Genomic DNA, 2,929 nt, shown 5'->3' on the forward strand with positions numbered 1-2,929 from the left:
CCGCTCACCACCATCAACCACCTCCACCGACGACAACACCCGACCCGGCTCACCCACCATCACCGCCAACACCCGCTTGAAACGTTCGATCAGCGTTTCGACGCCCGTCGGGTCGAACACGTCGCTGTCGAATTCGACTCGCAGACCCAGTTCGCTGCCGGGAAGGGCCTGGACCGCGAGCGGGTAGTGGTTGTATTCGCGGTGGGTGATGTCGGTGATGGCCAACCCCTCGGTGCCCGACGACACCGCGGCGTCGAGGGGGTAGTTCTCGTAGACGAAAAAGGTGTCGAAGAGGCGGTCCTGGCCGGTGATGCGGTGCAGCTCGGTGAGCGCCAGGTGCTGGTGTTCGAGCGTGTGGTTGTAGGCGTTTTGCAGCTGGTCGAGCAGGTCGCCGGTGGTGGTGCCGGCCGTGATCCTGGCGCGGACGGGCACGGTGTTGATGAGCAGGCCCACCATCGACTCCGCGCCGCGCAGCTCCGGCGGCCTGCCCGAGACGGTCGTGCCGAACGCGACGTCGTTCCGGCCGGTCAACCACGTCAGCAGTTGCGCCCAGGCGGCCTGCAGCACGGTGCTGACGGTGGTGTGACGCGAGCGCGCCAGCTCGCCCAGCGCCTGCGTGGTCCGCTCGGGCACCCGAAACGACGCGACACCTCGCGGCCCCAGCTCCAGCCGGTCCGGCGGCCCGACCAAGGTGGGCGTGTCGAAGCCGGCCAGCACCTCACCCCACGCCGCCCGAGCGGCGTCGAGGTCGCGGCCGGCCAGCCAGGTCACGAAGCCGCGGTACGGCGGTGCGGCGGGCAGCCACCTGCCCTGATAGCTGGCGAAGATTTCCCCCAGGACGATGGGCAGCGACCAGCCGTCGAGAACGATGTGGTGGTTGGTCAACACCAACCGGTGCCGGTCGTCCGCGATGCCGATGAGGGCGGCCCGGAAGGGCGGCTGGTGGGCGAGGTTGCAGACGGCGGCGCGTTCGGCGGCACACACCTGCCGGATCTGCTCGTCGCGGTCCGGGCCGGCCCCGCTGAGGTCGACGAACCGCCAGGGCACCACGGGATCACCCGGGATGATTTGCACCGGCTGGTCGAACTTGTCGGAGAAGCGGGCCGCCAGGTTGGGGTGGCGGGTGACCACGGTGTGCACCGCCTCGCGCAGGCGGTGCACATCGAGCCGACCAGTCAGGGAGATCTCGAGCTGCACCGCATACACGTCGTCGCCCGCCGCGGCGGCGCTCGCGTGGAACCACAGCCCCTGCTGCAGGGGCGTCAGCGGCAGGACGTCAGCTATCCGCATATTGCCGCTGCAGCTCGTCGATCTGCTGCTGGCTGAGACCGGCAGCGACATCGGAAGGCGTCAACCCGCCCCCGCCGCCCCGCACGTGCGCGCAGATGCCCGCCAGGGCGTCAAACCACAACCGGCTCAGCCGGCTGACCTGCGCCTGGTCCAGGGCCGAGGGCGCCCACTTCCAGCCAGCGTGCAGGTATGGGCCGTTCTCGGCGTCGACCGTGCTGGCGTTGAGCTCCACGGTGTGCGCCAACGGCATCGGCAGCCTCGCGCTGGCGTCGATAAGCGACAGCCCGTCCTCGCAGATTGCCCAGGCATCACCGGTCGCCTCGGGGCCCGCGCCCAGCCGGCCCAAGTAGTTGAACCCGATCGGCGGGTCGGACCCGTCGAGGTCGACGTCGCCGTTGAGGTAGCGCAGCGCGCCGTAGGTCAGGCCGTCGGGCAGGGAGCGAAGCTGTTCCTTGGCGTCCTTGATGACCGCGCCCAGCCCCGCCTCGCCGGCCACGACCTGAGCCCAGGGCAGCCCGCCGACGTTGAGCGCCACCGGGTTCTTGGCGGTAAACCACCCCACGGTGCGCGACAGGTCGACGTGCTCGTTGGGGGCGACGACATCCTCCTGACGGCCGTGGCCCTCCACGTCGACCACCACCGGCGCGGCGCCCGCCCCCAGGAACTCCGCGCACGCCAGGGCGAACGCGATCAACAGGATCTCGTGGATCCCGGCGTGAAACGCCGCCGGGACCTCGCCGAGCAGCATCCGGGTGGTCTCGACATCCAACTGCGCCAACAAGGTTCCGGCGCTGGCGTAGGTGTCGACCGCGGGCTGCACCGCCGGCAGCGCCGGCGGCACCGCCGCGATCTGCCGCCAGACCGGCGCCTGCTCCACCACGTCGGCGCGGTGCGCGTAGTCGGCCAGCAGCGACGCCCACCGGGCGAACGACGTCCCCGGCGCCGGCAACACCACCGGCTGCCCGCCGCGACGCTGGGCCCAGGCCAGGTTGAGGTCCTCCAGCAGGATCCGCCACGACACCCCATCGACGGCCAGATGGTGAACGATCGCCACCAACCGCCGCGTGGAGGAAACCCACAACGCGCTCACCATCGCCCCGGCCGCCGGGTTCAACCGCGACCGCGCCTCCACCAGCGCCTGCTCGGACAACACCTCCACCGCCCTCAGGCAGCCGCGGGCGTCCACCGCCCCCGGTTCGGGCACCGTCAGCGACCAGCCGCCCGCCCCGTCGCCGTCGACCCGCAGCCGCAACATGGCGTGCCGATCCAGCAGGGCCTGCAGCAACGCCACCACGTCGGCCTCGGTCACCCCCGCGGGGGCCTGCACCACCACCGTCTGGTTGAACTGCTCGACGGGACCGGTGTGTTGCTGGCCCAGCAGCCACCGCACGATCGGGGTCGCGGCCACGGGCCCCACGCCCGCGTCGATCACGTCGGCGTCGTCGGCGACGATGGCCACCCGGGCCAGCCGGGCCACGGTCTGCTCGACGAAGATGTCGCGCGGACGGCACAGCACCCCGGCCGCGCGCGCCCGCGTCACCACCTGCATCGACAGGATGCTGTCGCCGCCGAGTTCGAAGAAGGAGTCGTTTGCGCCGACGCGGTCGAGGCCGAGGACTTGGGCGTAGATGCCGGCGCG

General features: G+C 71.4%; 1 pseudogene. It reads right to left on the bottom strand.

Annotated elements, in window-relative coordinates:
• A pseudogene (locus AWC19_RS03060) lies at window positions 1-2,929 on the bottom strand (condensation domain-containing protein); the annotation flags it as partial.

The sequence above is a fragment of the Mycobacterium palustre genome, from assembly GCF_002101785.1.
GTDB lineage: Bacteria > Actinomycetota > Actinomycetes > Mycobacteriales > Mycobacteriaceae > Mycobacterium > Mycobacterium palustre.